The sequence below is a fragment of the Streptomyces sp. NPDC048337 genome, assembly GCF_043201175.1.
In the GTDB taxonomy this organism is placed as follows: Bacteria; Actinomycetota; Actinomycetes; order Streptomycetales; family Streptomycetaceae; genus Streptomyces.
In genome coordinates this window covers 202,110-223,219 of the sequence record NZ_JBICYR010000002.1, presented here as the reverse complement: position 1 = coordinate 223,219, position 21,110 = coordinate 202,110, and the positions used below count along the sequence as shown (strand labels likewise).

The 21,110-nt window shown below is 71.7% G+C and carries 13 protein-coding genes; 6 read left to right on the top strand and 7 right to left on the bottom strand.

Features of this window, described 5'->3' with window-relative positions; genetic code table 11:
* Nucleotides 1-17 precede the first annotated feature (17 nt).
* Both ACGFYU_RS04055 and ACGFYU_RS04050 read left to right on the top strand, forming a co-directional pair.
* Complete coding sequence (locus ACGFYU_RS04055; RefSeq protein ID WP_393825979.1) at nt 18-2,054, top strand: DUF4139 domain-containing protein; 2,037 nt, start codon at nt 18-20, stop codon at nt 2,052-2,054.
* Nucleotides 2,055-2,061: 7 nt separating this feature from the next.
* Nucleotides 2,062-3,624 carry a mucoidy inhibitor MuiA family protein gene (locus tag ACGFYU_RS04050; protein WP_393825654.1) on the top strand — a complete coding sequence of 521 codons (1,563 nt, stop codon included), beginning with the start codon at nt 2,062-2,064 and terminating at the stop codon, nt 3,622-3,624.
* On the opposite strand, the gene ACGFYU_RS04045 is transcribed toward ACGFYU_RS04050, so the two are convergent.
* Nucleotides 3,585-4,034 (bottom strand): Fur family transcriptional regulator, encoded by a 450-nt coding sequence (locus ACGFYU_RS04045; protein WP_393825653.1) that lies wholly within the window; start codon nt 4,032-4,034, stop codon nt 3,585-3,587. The two genes, ACGFYU_RS04050 and ACGFYU_RS04045, sit on opposite strands and share 40 nt — an antisense overlap.
* 198 nt (nt 4,035-4,232) lie before the next feature.
* On the opposite strand from ACGFYU_RS04045, the gene katG reads away from it, so the two are divergent.
* Together katG and ACGFYU_RS04035 are read left to right on the top strand one after the other, a co-directional pair.
* On the top strand, nt 4,233-6,422 hold the full coding sequence (gene katG / locus ACGFYU_RS04040) for a catalase/peroxidase HPI (RefSeq protein ID WP_393825652.1): 2,190 nt from the start codon (nt 4,233-4,235) through the stop codon (nt 6,420-6,422).
* A gap of 171 nt (nt 6,423-6,593) precedes the next feature.
* On the top strand, nt 6,594-7,880 hold the full coding sequence (locus tag ACGFYU_RS04035) for a flavin-containing monooxygenase (protein ID WP_393825978.1): 1,287 nt from the start codon (nt 6,594-6,596) through the stop codon (nt 7,878-7,880).
* A 15-nt stretch (nt 7,881-7,895) separates the two neighbouring features.
* Here ACGFYU_RS04035 and ACGFYU_RS04030 read toward each other — a convergent pair whose 3' ends face one another.
* The 6 genes from ACGFYU_RS04030 to ACGFYU_RS04005 all read right to left on the bottom strand — a co-directional run bounded on the left by ACGFYU_RS04030 (nt 7,896) and on the right by ACGFYU_RS04005 (nt 13,217).
* Complete coding sequence (locus ACGFYU_RS04030; protein WP_393825651.1) at nt 7,896-9,008, bottom strand: tryptophan dimethylallyltransferase family protein; 1,113 nt, start codon at nt 9,006-9,008, stop codon at nt 7,896-7,898.
* Between the two features lie 281 nt (nt 9,009-9,289).
* Entirely contained in the window at nt 9,290-10,639 is a 1,350-nt protein-coding gene (locus ACGFYU_RS04025) for a cytochrome P450 (RefSeq protein WP_393825650.1), read from the bottom strand.
* An 8-nt stretch (nt 10,640-10,647) separates the two neighbouring features.
* A complete protein-coding gene (locus ACGFYU_RS04020; protein WP_393825649.1) occupies nt 10,648-11,241 on the bottom strand; it encodes an ATP/GTP-binding protein in 594 nt (197 codons plus the stop codon).
* Complete coding sequence (locus tag ACGFYU_RS04015) at nt 11,216-11,593, bottom strand: DUF742 domain-containing protein (protein WP_393825648.1); 378 nt, start codon at nt 11,591-11,593, stop codon at nt 11,216-11,218. Before ACGFYU_RS04015 ends, ACGFYU_RS04020 begins: the two co-directional genes overlap by 26 nt.
* Complete coding sequence (locus ACGFYU_RS04010) at nt 11,590-11,991, bottom strand: roadblock/LC7 domain-containing protein (protein WP_393825647.1); 402 nt, start codon at nt 11,989-11,991, stop codon at nt 11,590-11,592. Before ACGFYU_RS04010 ends, ACGFYU_RS04015 begins: the two co-directional genes overlap by 4 nt.
* On the bottom strand, nt 11,988-13,217 hold the full coding sequence (locus ACGFYU_RS04005) for an ATP-binding protein (protein ID WP_393825646.1): 1,230 nt from the start codon (nt 13,215-13,217) through the stop codon (nt 11,988-11,990). The genes ACGFYU_RS04010 and ACGFYU_RS04005 overlap by 4 nt, the downstream gene beginning before the upstream one ends.
* Before the next feature lie 707 nt (nt 13,218-13,924).
* Between ACGFYU_RS04005 and ACGFYU_RS04000 the strand changes: the two genes are divergently transcribed.
* Both ACGFYU_RS04000 and ACGFYU_RS03995 read left to right on the top strand, forming a co-directional pair.
* Nucleotides 13,925-16,219 (top strand): MMPL family transporter, encoded by a 2,295-nt coding sequence (locus ACGFYU_RS04000; RefSeq protein ID WP_393825645.1) that lies wholly within the window; start codon nt 13,925-13,927, stop codon nt 16,217-16,219.
* A gap of 74 nt (nt 16,220-16,293) precedes the next feature.
* Nucleotides 16,294-21,108 (top strand): aminotransferase class I/II-fold pyridoxal phosphate-dependent enzyme, encoded by a 4,815-nt coding sequence (locus tag ACGFYU_RS03995; RefSeq protein WP_393825644.1) that lies wholly within the window; start codon nt 16,294-16,296, stop codon nt 21,106-21,108.
* Nucleotides 21,109-21,110: the final 2 nt, after the last annotated feature.

Here is a 21,110-nt window from a genome sequence, read left to right as displayed (position 1 = left end):
CGACGGGGGCGGGGCACATGGCGGTGGAGACGGCACACAGGTGGGGTTCGACCCTCGATTCGGTCGTCGTGTACGCACAGGGCGCGCTCTGCCGGCGCCTGGCCCGGGGCAGTGTGCCGCCCGACGGCCGGGTGCGGGTGACGGGACTGCCCCGCTCGCTGGACCCGGGCTCGCTGCGGGCCCGTGTCCTGGGCGCCCCCGGGATCCGCGTGTCCGAGGCCCGGGTCGAGGTCGAGGCCGAGCCGCTGGGCAACGGCAGCGGTACCGGCACGACCGACGCGTTGCGGCGGGAGGTCGAGCGGCTGGGCGACGCGTACGCGGCCGCGCACGGACGCCGGGACCGGCAGCTGAGCCGGATCGAGGAGGTCAGGGCCCTCCAGCCGGTACCGCCCGCACCGCTCCCCGAGGACCCGCACCGTCGCACCCCGGTCGACGCGTGGCTGGAGCTCGCGGATTTCGTCGAGGAGCGGCTGACGGCACTTCACCACCGTCTCGTCGAGCTGGAGGAGGCGCTGCGCGACGCCGAGCACGAGCTCGCCGTCGCCGCCGACCGGCTCGCCCGCGCCTCGACCGACGCACCGTCGGCGCACGTGGAGACCACGGTGTGCGCGGTCCTGACGCTCGACGGCGCCGGTGACGCGGAGGCCGGGGCGGAGGTGGAGGTGGAGCTGGAGCTGGAGTACGGGGTGCCGGGCGCCGTCTGGGTGCCGACCTATCGCCTCACGCACCGTCAGGGCGACGGCAGCGGCCGTCTGCTGCTGCGCGCCTCGGTCGCCCAGCGCACCGGCGAGGACTGGACCGGCGTGCGCATCGCCCTGGCCACCGCCGATCTGCGGCGCCGGACCGATCTGCCGAAGCTCCGGTCGATCCGGATCGGACGGCGTCAGCCCGCCCCCGCGCCGTCCGGCTGGCGCGAGCCTCCGGCGGGGCTGGCCGGCCTGTTCGCCGGGTACGAGGCGGCCGGCCCCCGCCCGGCCGCGGCTGCCGGCCCCGGCTCCGCGGCCGCTCCCGTTCCACCGCCGCCACCGGCGCCCGCACCCGTACCCGCACCACAGGCCTACGGCGCGGCACCGACGCCCTCGCCGCCGGCCGGCAGGCCTCGTGCCCGCGGCGGGTTCGCGGGGGCCCCGGCCCCCATGGCACCTGCTGCTCCCGGCGCGGCCGCCCCGCCTCCGTCTCCGTCTCCGTCTCCGCCTACGCCCACGCCTCCGCCCGGTCCGCCGCAGCCGAGCGGCGCCGAGCTCGACTACGCCGCCCTCGTCCTGTGCGGCCCCGACGAGCCGGGTGAGCGCAGGGGGCGGCTGTTCCCCGGCTCTCCCGTCGACCCGGTGGCGGCCGAGCACCGCCGCCGCGCCGAGGCGGTGGCCGCGATGCCGCTGCCCGGACAGGCCGTCCGGCCTCGCCGGTCGGCGGGTTCCTTCGACCACCGCTTCGATGCCGCCGCCCGCGCCGACGTTCCGTCGGACGGCACCTGGCACACCGTCACCGTCGCCGAGGTCCCGGTCGGCCTGCGCACCGAGTACCTCTGCGTGCCGTCCGTGGAGCAGACCGTGTACGCGACGTTGGTGCTCTCCAACACAGGCGACCAGGCACTGCTGGCCGGCCCGGTGGAGGTGGTCGTCGACGACGACTTCCTGTTGACCGCGGACCTGCCCACGCTCGCCCCCGGCGGTGTCCGCCGGGTGGGGCTGGGGCCGGCCGAGGGCATCCGGGTCACCCGCCGCACGAACCTGCACGAGTCGACGTCGGGCCTGCGGGGCAACACGACCGTCCTCGACCACCGCGTCCACGTGCAGCTGGCCAACGGGCTCGCGCGGCCCGTCACCGTCGAAGTCCGCGAGCGGGTCCCGGTCACCTCCGAACCGGACGTACGGATCGAGGAGCGGGCCGACTGGACGAAGCCCGAGGCGGGCGCGGGGCCCGAGCACCACGCCCCGGGCACCCGCGTCTGGCGGCTGGACCTGGCCGCAGGCGCCACCGCCGCCCTCGACGGCGGCTACGAGATCCGCATCCCGACCGGCAAGGCCCTGGTCGGCGGCAACCGCAGGAGCTGACACACGCATGTCCACGGCCCCGAAGCCGATCGCCCTCCCCGTCACCGCCGTCACGTGCCTCGAGGACCGCGCCCACGTCGAGCGCGCCGCCGTGCTCGACCTGGAGGCCGGGGTCCAGCGGCTGCGTCTGGGACCGGTCAGCGCGCTGGCCGTCGACCGGACCCTGCACGCCGAGCTGACCGCCGACCACCCGGCGACCGTGCTCGACGTGCGGATCGTACGCAGCTGGACGCCGCGCGGACCGGTGCCGTCCGCCGACGACGACTCCGCGTTGCGCCATCGCGTCCACGCCCTGGAAGAGGAGCGGGTGGCCCTGGAGCGGCGCCGCGACCGGCTGCACGCCCGCCTCGGCCTGCTCGGCCGGCTCGCCGCCGATCTGCTGCGGGAGATCGGCGAGGGCGCCGGCTCCGGGGAGACCGAACGGCCCCGCTGGGCCCGCGAACTGGACCGGGTGGACGAGGAGCGCGACGCGTACGCCGAGCAACTCCGCACCGTGGAGGCCCGGCTGGCCGCTCTCGCCGCCGAACTCGGGGAAGCGCAGCGCGCCATGCGGCTCTCCGAGGAGGAGCCCGCCGAGCTGGTCGGCCACATCGAGTTGACCGTGGAGACCGCGGCCGCCGGCCCGGTCGAGCTGCGCCTGAGCCACCTCACCCCCTGCGCGCTGTGGCGGCCCGCCTACCGGGCCGTACTCGACGGGGACGCCCTGACGCTGGAGACCGACGCGGTGGTCTGGCAGCGCACCGGTGAGGACTGGTCTGACGTACGGCTGACGCTGTCGACCGCCCGTTCCGCGCTCGCCGGCGAACCGCCGCGGCTGGAGGAGGACCGGCTGACGCTCAAGGACCGCTCCGCGGCGGAGCGCCGCACGGTCGACGTCGAGCTGCGCGAGGAGGAGATCGGGGCCCTCGGCCCGGCCCCGGTGCTCGGCCTGCCGGGGGTGGACGACGGAGGCGAGGCGCGCGTGCTGCGCTCCCCCGCGCCGGTCTCGGTGCCCGGGAACGGCCGCGCCCACCGGGTGCCGCTCTCCGTCTTCACGACGGCCGCGAGCAGCGAGTACGCCTGCTCGCCCGAGGTGTCGCCGCTGGTCACCCAGGTGGTGCGGTTCGACAACCGGTCCGGCCACGCGCTGCTCGCCGGGCCCGTGGACCTGGTCCGCGGCAGCGGGTTCAGCGGCCGCGGCACGCTGGACTTCACTTCCCCCGGCGCCCCCGCCGAGCTCGCCTTCGGCAGCTGCGACGACCACGGGGTGGTGCGGCAGACCGAGGAGTCCCGCGATACCACCGGGATCATGCAGCGGACCGTGGTCACCCGTACGGTCCGGCTGCACCTGTCACGGTTCTCCGCCCCCGGCGAGCGCGGCGACCGGGTGGTCGTCGTACGGGAGCGGATCCCGGTCTCCGAGGTCTCGGCGGTGGAGGTACGCCTGCGGAAGGAAGCCTGCTCCCCGATGCCCGAGGCGGTCGACGCCGAGGGGATTGCCCGCTGGGACGTCGCCCTCCCACCCGGCGGCCGGCGCACGGTCACCCTGGTCTACGAACTGTCGGCGAGCGGCAAGGTCGCCGGACTCTGAGGGGCGCAGGCCGGGCACAGTCCGCGGTAGGTGACCTCGACCCCCGAGACCGTGAAGCCGAACCGCTCCTGCGCCGGGAGGCCGGCCAGCGGGTCGCCGGTGGGGTGGACGTCGCGGATGAGGCCGCAGCCTGAGCACACCAGGTGCTGGTGCGGCCGGTGCGCGTTGGGGTCGTAGCGCTTCGCCCGGCCGTCGGTGGACACCTCCACGACCTCGCCCAGCGAGACCAGTTCGCCCAGGGTGTTGTAGACGGTCGCGCGGGAGATCTCGGGCAGTCGCCGTGTCGCGCGGGCGTGCACCTCATCGGCCGTGAGGTGGGTGTGATCGCCGTCGAGGACCTCCGCGACGACCCGCCGCTGCGACGTCATCCGCCAGCCGCGCCCGCGCAATCGCTCCAGCAGGTCACTCATATCGGCTCACCTTTTCAGGTTCGACGGGGCAACAGAAGTTTACCGGCATATCTGCGGGGAGCGGGGCGTGTTCTCGTAGCGGTGCGGTCTGTCGTGCGCGACCATACGGACGCCGATACGCGCTCGATTATCGGCGTCGTTCGCGTCAAGAGCAAACGGCCAGCAGAGGGAAACACCGAGACAGGAAGAAGGACGGACGTGTCCGGCAGCGAAAGCGAGAACCCCGCAATCTCCTCCCCGTCCCCCACGCCGACCCCACCCAGGACGAACCGGGACTGGTGGCCGAATCAGCTGGACCTCCAGGTTCTCCATCAGCACTCGCCCCAGTCCAATCCGATGGGTGAGGACTTCGACTACGCGGAAGAGTTCGCGACCCTGGACGTCGACGCGCTGAAGCGGGACGTCTTCGAGGTCATGACGGCGTCACAGGACTGGTGGCCTGCCGACTACGGCCACTACGGGCCGCTCTTCATCCGGATGAGCTGGCATGCGGCGGGGACGTACCGCATCGCCGACGGCCGGGGCGGCGGCGGCTCCGGCGCCCAGCGTTTCGCCCCCCTCAACAGCTGGCCGGACAATGCGAGCCTCGACAAGGCGCGCCGTCTGCTGTGGCCGGTGAAGCAGAAGTACGGACGGAAAATCTCATGGGCCGACCTTCTGGTATTCGCCGGCAACTGCGCCATGGAATCGATGGGGTTCAAGACATTCGGATTCGGTTTCGGACGAGAGGACATCTGGGAACCCGAGGAAATCTTCTGGGGACCCGAGGACACCTGGCTCGGGGATGAGCGCTACACCGGTGACAGGGAACTCACCGGCCCCTTCGGCGCTGTCCAGATGGGACTGATCTACGTCAATCCCGAAGGGCCCAACGGCAATCCGGATCCCCTGGCCGCCGCCCGGGACATTCGCGAGACGTTCGCTCGCATGGCGATGAACGACGAGGAGACGGTCGCCCTCATCGTCGGCGGCCACACCTTCGGCAAGTGTCACGGCGCGGTCGATCCCGAGTACATCGGTCCGGAGCCCGAGGCCTGCCCCATGGAGCAGCAGGCCCTCGGCTGGGTGAACAGTTTCGGCAGTGGCAAGGGCGTCGACACGCTCACCAGCGGACTCGAGGGCGCGTGGACCACCGAGCCGACGAGGTGGGACAACGGTTACCTGGACAACCTGTTCGCGTACGACTGGGAGTTGACGACGAGCCCGGCCGGCGCGCACCAGTGGACCCCGAAGGATCCCTCGGCCCAGGGCACGGTGCCCGACGCCCATGATCCGTCGAAGCGGCACGCTCCGATGATGCTGACGACGGACCTCTCGCTGAAGCTGGATCCGGTCTACGGGCCGATCTCGAAGGGCTTCCACGAGAACCCGGCCAGGCTGGCGGAGGCCTTCGCCAAGGCCTGGTACAAGCTGTTGCACCGTGACATGGGACCCCTCACGCGCTACCTCGGCCCGTGGATCGCCGAGCCGCAGCTGTGGCAGGACCCCGTACCCGCGGTCGATCACCCGATGGTCATGGAAGGGGACATCGCCGACCTCAAGCGCCGGATCCTCGCCTCCGGGCTGTCCGTCTCCCAACTGGCCACCACCGCCTGGGCATCGGCGGCGAGCTTCCGCGGCACCGACAAGCGCGGCGGGGCCAACGGGGCACGGATCCGCCTGTCGCCGCAGAAGGACTGGGAGGTCAACGCCCTGCCCGAGGTGGCCGAGACAGTGCAGACCCTCGACCGGATCCGGCAGGACTTCAACAGCTCCCAGGTCGGCGGGACGACGCTTTCGCTCGCCGACGCGATCGTCCTGGGCGGGTGCGCGGCCGTGGAGCAGGCCGCGAAGAACGCCGGGCACGAGGTCACGGTGCCCTTCGCACCGGGGCGTACGGACGCCTCGCAGGAGCAGACCGACGTACAGTCGTTCGCCGTACTCGAACCCAGGGCGGACGGGTTCCGCAACTACCTCCGGGCGGGAGAGAAGTTGTCGCCGGAGACCCTGCTGCTGGATCGGGCCAGTCTGCTGACCCTGACCGCACCCGAGATGACGGTCCTGACCGGCGGCATGCGAGCCCTGAACACCGGGTTCAAGCGGGCGCCGCACGGCCTGTTCACGCAGCGGCCGGAGGCGTTGACCAACGACTTCTTCGTCAACCTGCTGGACATGAGTACGGAGTGGAAGGCGTCCACCGCGGACGAGAACGTGTTCGAAGGCCGGGATCGTGCCACGGGGGAGGTCAAGTGGACCGCCACCGCCGTCGACCTCGTCTTCGGTTCGCACTCCCAACTCCGGGCCCTCTGCGAGGTCTACGCGTCCAAGGACGCGGGCGAGAAGTTCGTGCGTGACTTCGTCGCCGCGTGGGACAAGGTGATGAACCTCGACCGGTTCGACCTGGCCTGACCCCGTTGTCCCGGTCGGCCGCCCTTCGGCCGGCCGGGACGACGGCGGGATCCGGCCAGGGCCGACGCCGCCCGGAACGATGATCGCTATCGTGTGGCTTCCGGTTGGTGTTTCTCTGAAGGGGGATCCTTGGACGGGTCAGGCGCTGTCGACGTTTCCACTGCCGCGACCGTGTGCGTCATCGGTGCGGGATTGTCAGGGCTGGCGACAGCACACGCCCTCGCGACCAGGGGGATCGATTTCGTCTGCCTGGAGAAGGCGCCGGACGTCGGAGGGATCTGGCGTCAGCCGGGGGCCGGCGAGCGTGGCCCGGCCTATCGTTCGCTGCATCTGAACAGCGCCAAACAGCTCACCGGTTACGCCGACTTCCCCATGTCGTCCGAACTGCCCCTGTACCCCGGGCACGGGGACGTCGCCTCCTATCTGCGGTCGTTCGCCGAGTGGGCCGGGCTGCTGCCCCGTATCGAGCTGCGCACCGAGGTGCTCTCCGTACGACAGGACAGCTGCGGCGGCTGGACGGTCATCAGCAGGGACGCGGGCGGAAAGACGACGGAACGCCGCTTCGAGCAGGTCGTCGTCGCCTCGGGCCACAACACGGAGGCGGCGCTGCCGAGTCCGCTGCCGCCCGGCTCCGACTCCTTCGCGGGAACGATTCTGCATTCGATGGACTACCAGTCCGGCAGCGACTTCGCCGGTCAGCGCGTCGTCGTCGTGGGGATGGGGGCGTCCGGGGTGGACATCGCCGCGGATCTCTCCCGGCACGCCACGCGGACCGTGCTCTCCATCCGGCGGGGGCTGCACATCGTGCCCAAGCAGCTCTTCGGCACGTCCGTGGACCTGATCGCCGACGCGCCCTGGTGGAGCGAGATGTCCTTCCCCGAGCAGCGCCGCTTCGTCGAGCAGGCGCTGCTCGTGGCGCGGGGCAAGCTGTCGGACTACGGACTGCCCGAGCCGGACCACCCGATCTTCGCCTCGGCCGTGACCATCTCGGACGAGATCCTCAGCCTGATCCGCCACGGCGCGGTGATACCGAGGCCCGCCATCGAGTCCCTGGACGGCAGCCGCGTGTCCTTCACCGACGGAACCTCGGTGGAGGCGGACGCGATCGTCTACTGCACCGGATTCCGCATGGCCTTCCCCTTCCTGCCCGCCGGATGCCCGGCGGGTCCGCAGCAGGAAGCGGTCGAGCTGTACAAGCGTGTGGTCCCGCCCGACCGGGCCGGCCTGTACTTCACCGGCCTGATCCGGCCCCACGGCTCCATCACGCGCCTGGTGGAGGCCCAGGCGCGGTGGGTGGCGCGGATCATCGGCGGGGACACGACCCTGCCGGCGGCAGACGTCATGCGCAAGGAGATCAGCGGATACCTGAGCTCCATCGAGGAGCGCTACGGGCGGACCGCGGGTGCTTCCATCCAGGTCGACGTCGGCACGTACCTGCGGGAGCTGCAGGACGCGTAGTGCCCGGCTTCCGTGTCAGCTCGCGCCCGAGACGCGGACAGGTGCGCGCCGCTGGGACGGAACGGCCGCCGGCGGCTTGACCTCGTACGCCTCCGAGGAGATGTACGCGGTCACCCGCGGCGGGCGGCCCTGCTGGTGGGCGAGCCCCAGGTAGGCGATGAGCCCCACACCGTCCTCCGGGCGCCGCGAGGTGGCGGCGGCCAGGGACCGGACGAGCGGGGCGGGGTCCACGCCGTACCGGCCGAGGACGGCCACCGCCCGGTCGAGGACCTCGCCGTCGTGCGGGGCGTAGTCGCGGACCGGGATGTAGAGCGTGAAGCCGCTCGGCCGGCCGGTCGCCGTCTCGGTGAAGGCGTGGCATGACTGGACGGGACGGCGTCCTAGCCGTTGCTCCTGGCCGTCCCCGGCCTCGATGTCGGCCACGTCAGTGTCGTGCCCGGCGGCCGCGTGGAAGAACCGCTTGATCTCCGCCTGCGCGGGTCCTCCGGAGCCGTCGCCCACCCGGGACAGGCCGGCCGCCTCCGTGGCCGACAGGTCGTGGTGCGCGAGGTAGACCTTGACCCGGGGTTCCTCCCAGTCGCCCAGGTCCAAGGCGAAGAACAGGTGTCGGTCGCCCTCGGGCAGTGCCGATAACGCCTGGTGGTGGCCGAGCCGGCGGAGCGCCTCCCGCACCGTCGCGGCGGAACGTTCCTGCCCGGACGCCGCGGGGTTCAGGTACACCTTGACCCTGGGGACTCCGCCGGGGACCAGCTCCAGGGCGCACCAGAGCGCCAGCGGGCCCTCGGGGTTCGGCGGGAAGAACAGGTCCTCCAGCTCGTCCAGCCGTTGGGTGCTGAATCCCCAGCGTTGCGCCATCTCGCGGACGACCCGCAGTCCGGTGCGCCCGTTCTCCTCCAGGCTGCCGGCACCGCATCCCGGCTCCAGCAGCACACGGAGGGTCGGATCCGCGTCCGGTACGAGGGCGAGCGAGAACTCCACCGGCGTGTGGTCGTCGGAGAGGAAGGAGTCGTCGGGAGGCGGCAGATCGAGCGACCGCTGGGCGACGGGACCGAGCGCCGCGAGCACCGTCCGCGCGTAGGCCGCGGAGTCGGCCCCGGTCAGCCCCGCAGCCTCGCACAGCCGCAGCACCTGTCTCGCCGTATGACCGCCCAGTGTTTCCGCGCCCGTCGATTTCGGGGCGGCAGTCCGCCCTCCCACCGCGGGCCGGGGCGCCCAAGAAGATACCCGCCCCGTGCGGCGGGTATCGAGGGGGCCCAGCTCGGTGGGATGTTGCATGAAAGCGGCGTCGGCGGATATGTGGTCCACGACACCTCCTTGGTCTCGTAAGGACAACGGAACAACGCGTTCCTCACTACCCCCGAGGATGATCTTTCATGCGGTGGCTGGGGAGTTGGCCGAAACTGGCTGGATCACCGGGTGAGCCAGTTGAGGAACTGGCTCCACTTTCCTGAGCGTTCGCGCTTCGCGCCCGCCTCCGGCTGGTCGGCGGACGCGGGTGCCCCGGGGTGTGGCTGCAGGACGCCCGGGTGTGCGGTCCCGACCGGGGTGAACCGGGCGGGCAGCGTGGCAAGGCCCCGGTTGAAGGGGCCGGGGCGCCAGGTGAGGCTGTCCTCGGGCACGGCGAGTTCGACGTCGGGAAGCCGGTTGAGCAGGTTCTCGACGGCGGTCACGGTGATCTGCCGAGCGGGTTCCTTGGAGGGGCAGGCGTGGGGGCCGGCGCTCCACGCAAGGTGGGCCCGGTTGCTGCCGGACTGCCGCGCGGCGCTCAGCGCCGGCCCGGAGTTGGCGGCCGCGAAACTGACCAGCACGAGGTCGCCCGCCCGCAGCTTCTGCCCCGCGAAGTCCATGTCGGCCGCGGGATAGTGCGGCGCGAGGTTCTGCATGGGCGGGTTCTCCCACAGCGTGTCGTCGATGGCCTCGTCGATCAGGCCGCCCTTGTGGGCGTACTCATCGTGGGTGAGGAGCCGGTGCAGCGTGTTGCCGATGAGGTTCCGCAGCGGTTCGTTGCCCGCCACCAGCAGGAGGGCCAGCTGATGGACCATCTCCTCGTCGGTCAGGCGTGCCTGGTGCTGCATCAGCCACGAGGTGACGTCCTCGCCCGGTGTGGCCCGCTTGAGCGCCACCAGCTCACGGACGGCTCCGAACAGCACCCCCATCGCCTTCTCTGCGTTGATCCCGTCGAACATGCCGGTGATGCCGAACAGCACGCGGTCGCCGATGTCGGCCGGGCAGCCGAAGAGTTCGTTGAACACGAACAACGGCAGCTGCTTGGCGTAGTCGCCGAGCAGGTCCGCGGAGCCCCGGGAGCCGAACTGGGAGATGAGGTAGTCGGAGACACGCTCGGTGCTCTGGCTCAGCCGGCGCACATCGACGCGGGCCAGGCTGTCCGTCACCGCCTGGCGCAGCCGCAGGTGCTCGGCCCCGTCGCTGAACATGCAGTTGGGCCGGTACGCCAGCACGGGCACGACCGGGCTGTCCGGGCTGATCCCGCCTTCGGCGAGGTCCCGCCAGCGGCGGGCGTCCTTGCGGAAGGAGGCGGAGTCCTGGAGCAGCTGGAGCGCCGTCGTGTAGTCGGTGACGAGGGTGGCCTCCACGCCCGGGGCGAGCTCGACGGGCGCGGTCGGGCCGAAGTGGCGCAGGTAGGAGTAGTACGCCTGGGGGTCGGCGGCGAACTCCGGCCCGTGCAGGGGCACCCGGCCGCCGTCGTGGTGGGCCGGGCATCCCGGTGGGGGCACGGGGGCGGTGGGTTGAGTGTCCATGTCTGTTCCTAGCGAGCGCGGTCCAGCAGATGCCGGACGAGTGTGATCAATGCGTCGGCGGACGACTTCTCGTCGCGCGCGTCGCAGGTGACGACCGGGGTGTCGTCGAGCAGGTCCAGCGCCTCACGCAGAGCCCGCACCTCGCGGTCCGGTGTGCCGTCGAAGCGGTTGATGGCGATCGCGTAATCGAGGCCGTAGTGCTCGATCAGGTCGATCACGGCGAAGGAGTCGGCCAGCCGCTCGGGGTCGACCAGCACCAGCGCGCCCAGCGCGCCGCGTGCCATGTCCTCCCACATCTGGACGAAGCGCTGCTGCCCGGGCGTTCCGAAGAGGTACAGCACGACCCGGTCGCTGATGGTCAGCCGGCCGAAGTCCATGGCCACCGTGGTGGTGGTCTTGCCCCGGACTCCCCCGAGGTCGTCGAACGACTCGCCGGCGCGCGTCATCGTCTCCTCGGTGGACAGCGGAGGGATCTCCGATATCGCGCCGATGAAGGTGGTCTTGCCCACCGCGAAGTGGCCGACGACGAGGATCTTCACGGCGGTCTTCGTCGCCCCGCCGCGCACGTACGCCTGCTCATCCAAACTTGGTGCGGAGTGCATTCAGCACCTCCTCGAGGATCTGTGTGTCCGCCAGCGGGGCGCGCTGCACGGGAGGCCGGGTGATGAGGTAGCCGCCCTCGGTGAGGGAGGCGAGGAGGATCTTCACCACACCCATGGGCAGCCGCGTGTGCCCCGCGATCTCGGCGACCGAGAGGTAGCCGACGGTGCACAGGTCCAGCAGGCCCTGCTCCTCCGGCGAGAGCCGGGTCGGGCGCTGCTGGTGGTCCGCGGTCGCGGTGACCAGGGTGATGAGGGACAGCTGCTCCTCGGCGGGCAGGCCGCGTCCCTTGGTGATGACGTACGGGCGTACTAAATCGGCCGCCGCGGGCTCCAGATCCTCGAAGCCCGTCATGAGCGGGCGCCGAGGTTCTCACGCGGCGGCGTCATCAGGACCTTGCCCAGCTGGCTGACGAGCTGCTGCATCCGGAAGGTGATGTCCTGCATGTCGACGTCCGGTGAGGCCGAGACGCCGAGGTAGGCGCCCTCCCCCGCGGAGATCAGGAAGACCCAGCCGCCGTCGAACTCGACCAGCGTCTGGCGCCACTGCTGGTGGCCGCCCTCGACGAAGAAGCCGAGCGAGCGGCTGAGCGACTGCACGCCGCTCATCGCGGCGGCGACGGTGTCCGCGTTGTCCCGGTCGAAGTCCTTCGTCCGGGCCATGAGCAGGCCGTCGGCGGATATGAGGACCGCGTGCAGCGCCCCGGGAATCTCCAAGGCGCTGTCAAGCATCCATGACAGATTGTCGTTCACGAGACCTCATGCCCTTCACTGCTCGCATCACGTGTGTCACGTGTGCTGCTCGTCTGATCCGCCGCGTCCGAGCGCGTGGCCCGTCCGAACTGCGTGCCACGCTGGAAGGCCCCCATGATCGCCGCGGCTTCTTCATCGGAGCGCGTCGGCGTGGACGTCAGGGGGGCCGGCGTGTTGCCGGGCACGATGGCCATCGGCCGCTTGCGACGGCGCCTCGGCAGACCGTCCACGGTCGCGGACGCGGTCGCGGCGGGCTCGGGGCCGCGGGGATCCATTGCGGAGGCCCCGAAGACCGCGGAGGTCATGGGGGCCATGGGGGTGGCGGCGGCCACGGGGGCGGCCGGCGCCGGGACCTTCCTCTCCGGCATGGCCGTGAGCAGTTCGTGCGGCAGGAGGAGTACCGCGCGGACGCCTCCGTACGGGGAGTCGGAGTCCACGGAGGCCTCGAAGCCGAAGCGCTCACAGAGCACGCCGGTCACGGCGAAACCGAATTGCGGCGGGCTGCCGAGTCCCGAAACGCCGGAGACCCGCTCGCTCGACAGGAGCTTCGCGGCCTTGGCCCGCTCCTCCTCGTTCATGCCGACACCTGCATCGTCGACGACGATGCAAATGCCCTTGGGCACGGTACGAATGTTGATCTCGACGACGGTGTCCGGGCTGGAATAGCTGGTGGCGTTGTCGAGGAGCTCGGCGAGCGCCAAGGCCACCGGTTCGACGGCCCGGCTGGTGATACCGAAGTCGACCTGCGAAAGGATCTCCACCCGCCGGAAGTGGCGGATCCTGCCCTGCGCGCTGCGGACCACGTCGTAGACCGAGGCCACCTCGCGCTGCCGGCCCAGCCAGCCGTCACAGAGCACGGCGATGGACTGGGCACGCCGCCCGAACTGCGAATTCGTGTGGTCGATTTCCAGGAGGTCCTGGAGCATGACGGACTCGCCGTACTTGTTCTGCAGCCCGGAGATGATCAGCTGCTGTTCCGCGGCGAGGCCCTGAAGCGTCCGCATCGCGGACTTGAGGACGGATTTCGTCGCGTCCTGGGCCCGCTCCTTCTCCGTCTCGACGGACTTCGCGTAACTATTCTCCAACTCGGAGTAATGGCTCCTGAGAGCCTGGATCTCCCGCTGTAAAGTCCGCGCCGCCTTGCGCTGGCGAACAATGACGGCAACTGCGCCGAGGACGGCGACAAGGAGGACCCAGAGCACCGGGTTCTGTACGTAGTACGTCATAAGACTCTCTTCAGGCGACTGACGACCAGCTGCCGCATTCCGTCAATGCGGGCGGACCGGCGGACTGTCCGTACCGGGAGGTCAGGCCCGGTTGTCCCCCATGGTCGGAGATGTCGTCTTGCGCCCATCCGCCACTCGTAAGCGCGATGATCGTATCACCGGGCACGAACGTGTGACTGTTCGTCAATGTGTGCATTTCCGGTGCATATTGTTCCAACCCGACCCCCCTTCGGCACCCCGCTGAACGCCTGGTTCCGGCCATGCGGCAGCCGTGGGGGCCGACAGGTGTCGGCGGCCCAGCAGGCCTTGCCGCGCGGGGAGTTCACCGGCACCGGACGAACGCCCGTGCCGCGGCGGCCGCAGAACGGACCGTGACCAAGGGCGAGTTCAGGCAACCGGGCAACGCACCGGCGCGCGTCTTCGGAATTGCGCCACATTCGGCGGAACCGGGATTCGGTTCATTCCCGGATCGTCTCACCAGCCGGGATCGCCGGAAATTTATCTCCGTGCCATACGGCCGCAATGGGCACGGCACGGGACTTTCAGAACCTCACTCCGAGCATCCCACCCGTCACGGTGGGTGAAGGCGCTGGTGTGTCAAGTAACGAACAGCCGGGTCTACGGCGTCGGCCCTCCTCCGGGGACGGTGGAAATCCACCGCCCTGCAGAAGAGCAGGAGCGAACCACCGTCCGGATCCGAGGCATCCATGTCCCGTCGCGCAGGGGTTTTCGTCACCCGAAGTCCCCGACTCGTCCTGCTCGCCGCGCTGGTGTTCCTCGTGCTGTCCGCCCTGTTCGGCGCGGACGCGACCGGCCGGCTGAAGACGCAGGGGTACGACGACCCGCGCTCCGAGTCCAGCCGTGCCGCTCTCGTGGCGGCCGAGCGGATGGGCGCGTCCCCCAACCTGGTCGTCGTCGCCAAGGCCCGTAGCGGTTCCGTCGACGACCCGGCGGCCCGGGATGCGGGCAGGTACCTGACCCGGCTCCTCGCCGCCCAGCCGCACGTGAGCGCCGTCAGCTCGTACTGGACGGGTCGCGCGGCGGAACTGCGCAGCCGGGACGGCCACGCGGCCATGCTGGTCGCGCACGTGGCCGGTGAGGGAGAAGAGCTCGGAGAGCGGGCCAAGCACCTGGACAAGGGGCTGGCCGGCCCGACGGCCGCCCCCGCCACGAAGGCCCTGAAGGTGCACGTCGGAGGCACCGCGCTCGTCGACGCCCAGCTCCAGGACCTCTCGGAGTCCGACCTGAAGCGGGCCGAGGCCGTCGTCCTGCCGGGAACCCTGATCCTGCTGGTGCTGGTGTTCGGCAGTGTGGTGGCCGCCGCGCTGCCCCTGCTGATCGGGATCCTGGCCATCGTCGGAACGCTGCTGGTCCTGAGCCTGCTCGGCGCCGTCACCGACGTCTCCGTCTTCGCGCTGAACCTCACCACCGCGCTCGGCCTGGGGCTGGGCATCGACTACGGGCTGCTGATCGTCTCGCGGTTCCGTGAGGAGCTCGCCAGTGGCTACCTGCCGCGCAACGCCGCCATACGGACCGTGCGCACCGCGGGTCACACCGTCGTCTTCAGTGCCGCGACCGTTTCCGCCGCGCTCGCCACGCTGCTGGTGTTCCCTCCGTACTTCCTGCGCTCCTTCGCCTACGCGGGCATCGCCGTGGTCGCCATCGCCGCGGTCAGCGCCGTGACCGTGCTGCCGGCCGTGCTGATGCTGCTCGGCCACCGGGTGAACGCCTGGGCCGTGCCGTGGCGCCGAAAGATCCAGCAGGGCTCGGGGTCGCGCTTCTGGGAGGGGCTGGCGCGGATCGTCGTACGCCGCCCGATGATCGCGGCGCTGCCGGTGATCGGCCTGCTGGTGCTGCTCGCCGCACCGTTCGCGCACGCCGGTTTCGCCACCCCCGACGACCGGGCGCTGCCGGTGAGCGCGTCCAGCCGGCAGACCGGGGACCTGGTGCGCGACTCCTTCGACATGAAGGGCTCCAGCGCGCTGACGGTCGTCGTCACCGGTAGGGCGTCCGCGCCGGCGCAGGAGGACTACGCCCGCCGGCTGTCCGGGCTCCCGCAGGTCGCGCAGGTCGTGGGCCCCCAGGGCAGCTTCCGGCTCGGCAAGAAGGCCGCGGCCCCCCGCCCTGCCGGACCGGTGGCCAAGCCCGCCGACAACGGCCCGCGCCTGCTCTCCGTGGTGCCGCTGGCCGACCCCCAGTCGCGCGCCGCCCAGAAGCTCGTGCACGACATCCGCGCCCTCCCGGCCCCGGCGGGCAGCGACGTCCTCGTCGGAGGACCGAGCGCGGTGCTCGTCGACGCCAAGGACACGGTGGGAGACCGCATTCCGCTGGCACTGATCGTCATCACCCTCACCACGTTCGCGCTGCTGTTCGGCTTCACGCGCAGTCTGCTCCTGCCGCTGAAGGCCATCGCGCTGAACGCCCTGAGCCTCGTGGCCGTCCTCGGGGCCATGGTGTGGATCTTCCAGACGGGCCATCTGCGCGACCTGCTGGACTTCACGCCCGGACCGCTCAGCACGACCATGCCGGTGCTGCTGTTCTGCATCGTCTTCGGGCTCTCCGTGGACTACGAGGTGTTCGTCATCGCCCGCATCAAGGAGGCGCACGAGGCCGGAGAGGACAACGCCGACTCGATCGTCACGGGCCTCGCCCACACGGGCGGCATCGTCTCGACCGCCGGCGCCCTGCTCGCGTTCACCCTCCTGAGCTTCGGCACCTCCCAGGTCTCCCTCCTGCAGTTCTTCGGGATCGGCGCCGGCGTCGGCGTCCTCCTCGACGCCACGCTCGTGCGCGGCGTCCTCGTACCGGCCCTTATGCGCCTGGCCGGCGACCTGAACTGGTGGGCACCGCGGCTGCTGCGGCCCAAGGCGGCGCCCCCGGCGCCCCGGCCTCCCCCGGTCACCGCCGGGTGCCGCCCTCCGGGCCGCTGCCCACCCGGCCGCATCCCCGCCCGTACCTCCGTCCGCAACCTCAACCAGCCCTACGCCCACGCGCGCCGCTGACCCCCGGGGCGCGCACCCCGTCCCCACCGCCCCGGTGCAATCCGCCCAGGGCACTACCGCAAGGAATCCTCGTCATGACCGACATCGCCATCACCGGACTCGGCTGCCGCTTCCCCGGCGCCTCTGACATCCACTCCTACTGGAACCTCATGATGCGCGGCGAACGACAGTTCTCCGCCGTCCCGAGGGAGCGCTGGAACCACGAGATCTTCCACGAGCCCGGCAACCCGTCGGCCCGCAACGCCGCGTACACCGACCAGGTCGCCTTCCTGGACGACGTGGACCAGTTCGACGCCCTGCACTACGGACTGCCGCCCGCCCGCGCCCGGGCGATGGACCCGCAGCACCGGCTGATGCTCGACGTCTCCCGCGAGGCCCTCGCGGACGCGGGCATGGGCCGCGGCGACTTCGACCGCGAGAACACCGGGGTCTTCTTCGGAATCTCGGCGTCCGACTACAAGGACCTCATGGCGGTCCCCCTCCGGGCCATCGGCCTGGCCGAGGAGTCACGCGCGGCGGACGACCGCGAAGGCCTCGACGCCGTCAAGGAGCAGGCGGAGCAGCTCGGCACCATCCACGCCTTCACCCTGCCGGGGAGCCTGCTCAACATGGCGGCCGGCACCGTCAGCCGGCAGTTCGACCTCGGCGGCCCCAGCTACGCCGTCGACGCCGCCTGCTCCAGCTCGCTGGTCGCCCTCGACCAGGCCGTCGCGCAGCTGCGCCAGGGCACCTGCCGGATCGCCGTCGTCGGCGGCGTGTACCTCAACCTCACCCCCGACAGCCTGGTCGGATTCTCCAAACTCCGCGCACTGTCCGCCTCCGGGGTGTGCCGCCCGTTCGACGAGGAGGCCGACGGCTTCGTCCTCGGCGAGGGCGCCGGCGCGGTGATCATTCGGCCGCTGGCCGACGCGCTGGCCGACGGCGACCGGGTCTACGCGGTGATCAAGGGCGTCGGCTCGGCCAACGACGGGGCGTCCCCGGGACCGCTGGCCCCCACCCCCGAAGGCCAGCTGCGCGCCATGCACCGGGCCTATGACGACGCGGGGCTTCCCCCGTCCGCCGTGGGCTTCCTGGAGGCCCACGGCACCGGCACCGCCGTCGGCGACCGGGCCGAGCTGGAGGCGCTCCGGCGGCTGCGCACCGAGTTCCCCGACGACGACCCCGCCCTGTGCTACCTCTCCTCGGGCAAGGCCCTCATCGGGCACTCCCTGTCCGCGGCGGGCATCGCGGGCCTGATCAAGACGGCCCTGGTCGTCCACCACCGCACGATCGTGCCGCAGCCGGAGACCAAGCCCAATCCCGACCTGCCCATTTCCGCGGCCGGTCTGCGCTTCGCCCACACCGCACGGCCCTGGGAGAGCCCGGGCACGCCGCGCCGGGCCGCCGTCAGCTCGTTCGGCTTCGGCGGCACGAACGTCCACGTGGTCCTGGAGGAGGCGCCCGAGGTGCCCCTCTGCCACCCCTCGGCACGCACCGACGGCACGGGAGGCGCGGGACCGCAGCTCGTCATGGTCTCCGCCGGCAACCGCGAACTGCTGGACCGGCAGATCGGCGACGTGCTCGACGCTGTGGACGGGGCACCCGGCGTGACGATCGGGGCCCTGGCCCACACCCTGGGTTCCCGTGAGGTGCTGGCGACCCGGCTCGCGATCGTGGCCGCCGACACGGGCGAGTTCACCCAGCGACTGCGCCACGCCCGTCAGCAGCTGGAGGACGGCGCCACCGGCGACCTCGGTGACGGCGCCTTCGCCGCCGACGCCCCGCTGCCCGCAGCGCAGCGCCGCATCGCCTTCCTCTTCCCCGGGCAGGGCAGCCAGCGGCCGGGCATGATGCGGGACCTCCACGAGCGGTTCGCCGGTTTCCGCTCGACCGCCGGTCTCCTCGGCGCCGTGGCCCGCCGGGACACCGGCTTCGACCTCGCCGACCTGCTCTACGGCGAGGCCGCGAGCTCCCACGGCGACACCGAGGAGTTCAGGCAGCGGCTCGCCGCCACCGACGTGTGCCAGCCGTTGCTCGGCACCGTCCAGATCGCCGCCACCCGTCTGCTCGCCGGCTGCGGCGTCGCCCCCGACCTCACCTTCGGCCACAGCGTCGGAGAGTTCGCCGCCGCCGCGGCCGCCGGAGCGCTCACCGATGAGGACGCCGTCCGGCTGCTGGCCCACCGGGGCGCGGCCCTCCGGGAGGCCGAATCCGGCGACCGGGGCGGGATGCTCGCCGTACAGACCGACACGGAGACCTGCCGTCAGCTCATGAACGGCATCGACGACGTGTGGCTCGCCTGCTTCAACCAGCCGCGGCAGGTCGTGGTCAGCGGTACGCCGCACGGGCTCGCCGCCATGCGGAAGTCCTGCGCGGAGGCCGGAGTCGTCACCGTGACGCTCGAGGTGTCCAACTCCTTCCACTCGCCGCGGCTGGCCTCCGTCGAGGAGCCCCTGCGCGACGACCTCGCCGAGCGCACCATCAGCAGTCCGGTCCTGCCGTTCGTCTCGTCCGTGGACGCGGAGGTCTGCACCGACGCCGAGCGACTGCGCGAGCTGTGGGCCCGGCACGCGTCCGCGCCGGTCCGGTTCGGGGATGCCGTCCGCACCGCCTACGACGAGGGCGCCCGCGTCTTCCTGCAGGTGACCGGCGGCAACTCGCTCCTCACCTCGGTCCGCCGCAACCTCGTCGGCCACGGCGACGTACACGTCATCCCGGTCGCGGGGGCGACGCCGGACAAGGGACGCTCCTTCGCCCTGGCCCTCGCCCGGCTCGCGGTCCTGGGCGCTCCTGTCGACCCGCGCGCCCTGGTTCCGGAGGGAGAGCGGCGTCTGCTGGACCTGCCGGTGGCCGGGCTCGCCACCCAGTCCTACTGGACGTCCGCCCGGCGCCCCGGGAAGAAGGACGCCCCTGCCGCCTCCGCCACCCCCGCCCCTTCCGTTGCCTCCCCCGTCACCTCCCCCGTCCCGTCCCAGCCCGCACCGACCCAGGAGACCCCGATGAACGACTCCGTGAACAAGCCGATGCCCAACCCGATGCACGAACTGCTCCAGCTGGTCCAGGAGCAGGCGACGCTGCTCAGCCGCCTCACGGAGGCGCTCCCCGAGCAGCAGCCCGCCACACCGGTGCCCGCCTCCCCGGCCGTCCCCGACCCCGAGATCCCCCGGATCCCCACCGAGGCCTCCGTCGAGTCGCCCGCTTCTCCCGCACCGGCCGACGAGGAGCGTGCGCCGACCGGGAACATCGACGAGATCACCGAAGTCGTACTCGCACACGTGGCCCGGATCAGCGCGTTCCCGGAGGATCACCTGCGCCACGACCAGCTGCTGATCGAGGACCTCGGCCTCGACTCGCTGATGCTGACCGAGCTGTTCGTCTCCCTCAAGCGGCAGTGGCCGCAGTGGAGGTTCGACGAGAAGGTTGCCGACCGGCCCACCATCGCCAAGATCGCCGCGCTGATCGCAGACAGCCCTGCCGAGGCCGTACCGGCGGCCGTACCGACGGCAGTCCCCGGACAGCGCGCCGAGCATGACGGCGAGGACCAGCCCTCGGCCCGCGCCCACCTGACGGCGGTCCCCTCGCCCGCCGACCCGCAGGTGGAGCCGTCCGCGGCGGACGAGCCGAGCCCGGCCCCGGACCCGGGCCCGTCCGACACGGCCTCCGCCGCCACCACCCCCCGGCCCGAGGAGCACACGCGGATCGAGTGCTTCCCGGAGATCACCGCCCACCAGGAGCGCCTCGCCCTGCTCGACGGGGCGGGCCTGCCCAATCCGTACTTCCTCGTCCACGAGCGCGGCATGACGGACACCACCGTCATCGACGGCCGGGAGTTCGTCTCCTTCTCCAGTTACAACTACCTGGGCCTGGCGACGCACCCCCGGGTGAACGAGGCGGCCCAGGAGGCGATCGCCCGCTACGGCACGTCGGTGTCCGCCAGCCGGCTGCTGTCCGGCAACCGTCCGCTCCACCTGGAACTCGAGGCGGAGCTCGCCGACCACCTCGGATGCGAGGCCTCGATCGCCCTGGCCAACGGGCACGCCACCAACGTCACCGTGATCGGGCACCTCGTCGGACGTGGGGACCTGGTCGTCCACGACTCCCTCGCCCACGACAGCATCCTGCAGGGATGCAAGCTCTCCGGAGCGACCCGTCGGCCGTTCCCCCACAACGACGCGGCCGCCCTCGACGCACTCCTCACGCGGGTCCGCCACCAGTACCGGCGGGTGCTCGTCGTCATCGAGGGCGTGTACAGCATGGACGGCGACATCGCCGACCTGCCCGCCCTCGTCGAGGTCAAGCGCCGGCACGGCGCGCTGCTGATGATCGACGAGGCGCACAGCCTGGGAACGATCGGCGCGACGGGGTGCGGCATCGGCGAGCACCACGGCGTCGAGCCCTCGGCCGTCGACCTGTGGTCGGGCACCCTGTCGAAGGCGCTGGCGAGCTGCGGCGGCTACGTCGCCGGGAGCCGCTCGGTGATCGAGTACCTGCGCTACACGGTTCCGGGCTTCGTCTACAGCGCCGGCATGACCCCTGCCGACACCGCCGCATCCCTGACGGCCCTGCGCGTGCTGCGTGCCGAGCCGCAGAGGGTGACACGTCTCGCGGCGAACGCCTCGCTGTTCGTGCGCCTCGCACGCGAGGCGGGGATCGACACCGGGGACAGCCACGACACCCCGATCGTCCCGTGCATCCTCGGGGACTCGGGGAGGACCGTGCGGCTCGCGGAGGCCCTGTTCCAGCAGGGCATCAGCGTCAACCCGATCCTGTACCCGGCGGTGCCCGAGAAGATGACCCGGCTGCGCTTCTTCCTCACCGCTGACCACACGCCCGAGCAGATCCGACAGGCCGTGACCGCGCTGGAGAGCGGGCTGCGGCAGCTGGACGCCGACACGGCCCGCGCGGCCTGACC

Coding starts and splice junctions, on each gene's coding strand:
- ACGFYU_RS04000 (WP_393825645.1), top strand. CDS start 13,925: ATGTCCCGTCGCGCAGGGGTTTTCGTCACCCGAAGTCCCCGACTCGTC.
- ACGFYU_RS04015 (WP_393825648.1), bottom strand. CDS start 11,593: ATGACGGGCTTCGAGGATCTGGAGCCCGCGGCGGCCGATTTAGTACGC.
- ACGFYU_RS04020 (WP_393825649.1), bottom strand. CDS start 11,241: ATGCACTCCGCACCAAGTTTGGATGAGCAGGCGTACGTGCGCGGCGGG.
- ACGFYU_RS04025 (WP_393825650.1), bottom strand. CDS start 10,639: ATGGACACTCAACCCACCGCCCCCGTGCCCCCACCGGGATGCCCGGCC.
- ACGFYU_RS04050 (WP_393825654.1), top strand. CDS start 2,062: ATGTCCACGGCCCCGAAGCCGATCGCCCTCCCCGTCACCGCCGTCACG.
- ACGFYU_RS03995 (WP_393825644.1), top strand. CDS start 16,294: ATGACCGACATCGCCATCACCGGACTCGGCTGCCGCTTCCCCGGCGCC.
- ACGFYU_RS04045 (WP_393825653.1), bottom strand. CDS start 4,034: ATGAGTGACCTGCTGGAGCGATTGCGCGGGCGCGGCTGGCGGATGACG.
- ACGFYU_RS04055 (WP_393825979.1), top strand. CDS start 18: ATGGCGGTGGAGACGGCACACAGGTGGGGTTCGACCCTCGATTCGGTC.
- ACGFYU_RS04005 (WP_393825646.1), bottom strand. CDS start 13,217: ATGACGTACTACGTACAGAACCCGGTGCTCTGGGTCCTCCTTGTCGCC.